The 1,390-nt window shown below is 73.5% G+C and carries 2 protein-coding genes; both read right to left on the bottom strand.

All coding sequences use genetic code 11. The annotated features are described in order from the left end of the window. On the bottom strand, positions 1–356 hold a 356-nt coding region (locus GL263_RS26545), incomplete at its 3' end, for a hypothetical protein (protein WP_182858280.1). 12 nt (positions 357–368) lie between these two features. Then, on the bottom strand, positions 369–1,364 hold the full coding sequence (gene meaB / locus GL263_RS26540; RefSeq protein WP_182858279.1) for a methylmalonyl Co-A mutase-associated GTPase MeaB: 996 nt from the start codon (positions 1,362–1,364) through the stop codon (positions 369–371). Positions 1,365–1,390 lie beyond the last annotated feature (26 nt).

Raw genomic sequence — 1,390 nt, 5'->3', positions numbered from 1 at the left:
GCGTCGGGGGCCGCCGGGTGGGTGGTGACGTGTTGGGTGGCGACGCGGGCGCCGGTGTAGGTGAGGTGGGGGCCGGAGCGGCGGTAGTGGAGTTCGGCGTCGCCGCGCTGGACGGCGCTGATCGTGGCGGCGAGGTCGTCGAGTTCGGTGTGGTCGTCGGGGGTCCAGTCGTACTCGGACCACTTGTGGGTGTCCAGCCAGAGGGCGGCCTCGTGGTCGCCGTACGCGACGGTGAGGTTGACGGCGCCCTCGCGTGGGGCGAGGAGGACGGACAGGCCGGGGGTTTCGAGCAGGCGGGCGCCGTCGCAGGCGGCGGCCGCCCGGCGGCAGAGGTCGGCGACGGGGTGCGTGGTCATGAGCCGGTGGCGTCAGACGCCGAAGGTGGTGAGGATCCGGTGGGCGGCGAGGGTGGCGGTGAGGGTGCCGTCGCGCACCTGCTGTTCGAGGTCGGGGGTGAGGCGGCGGACGTCGGGGTGGGCGCGGAGGCGGTCGAGGAGCTGGTCCTGGACCATGGCCCAGACCCAGGCGACCTGCTGGTCCTTGCGTTTGGCGGTGAGGGCGCCGGTGGCGTCGAGGACGGCGCGGTGTTGTTCGAGGCGGTCCCAGACCTCGTCGAGGCCCTTGTCGTCGCGGGCGCTGCAGGTGAGGACGGGCGGGTTCCAGGCTTCCCGGTCCTCGGCGTCGGAGGCGTGCAACAGGCGCAGGGCGCCGGCGAGTTCGCGGGCGGCGGCGCGGGCCTCGCGTTCGTGGGGGCCGTCGGCCTTGTTGACGGCGACGACGTCGGCGAGTTCGAGCACGCCCTTCTTGATGCCCTGGAGCTGGTCGCCGGTGCGGGCGAGGGTGAGGAGGAGGAAGGAGTCGACCATGGCGGCGACGGTGGTCTCGGACTGGCCGACGCCGACGGTCTCGACGAGGACGACGTCGTAGCCGGCGGCCTCCATGACGACCATGGTCTCGCGGGTGGCGCGGGCGACGCCGCCGAGCGTGCCGGCGCTCGGGGAGGGCCGGACGAACGCGTTCGGGTCGGTGGCGAGGCGGGCCATGCGGGTCTTGTCGCCGAGGATGGAGCCGCCGGTGCGGCCGGAGGAGGGGTCGACGGCGAGGACGGCGACGCGGTGGCCGCGCCCGGTGAGGAGCGTGCCGAGGGAGTCGATGAAGGTGGACTTGCCGACGCCGGGTACGCCGCTGATGCCGACGCGGCGGGCGTGCCCGGTGAAGGGGAGGAGTTCGACGAGGAGTTGCTGGGCGAGTTCGCGGTGGTCGGCGCGGGTGGACTCGACGAGGGTGATGGCACGGGCGACGTAGGCCCGTGATCCCTCGCGGACGCCCTGGACGTAGGCGTCGATGTCGATCTTCGGCGGCATCAGCTCACAGGCTCACAGGTCGGTGG

The organism is Streptomyces durbertensis (assembly GCF_014156695.1).
In the GTDB taxonomy this organism is placed as follows: Bacteria; Actinomycetota; Actinomycetes; order Streptomycetales; family Streptomycetaceae; genus Streptomyces; species Streptomyces durbertensis.
The sequence above is the reverse complement of the archived record's forward strand: the minus strand, read 5'-3'. Positions and strand labels throughout refer to the sequence as shown.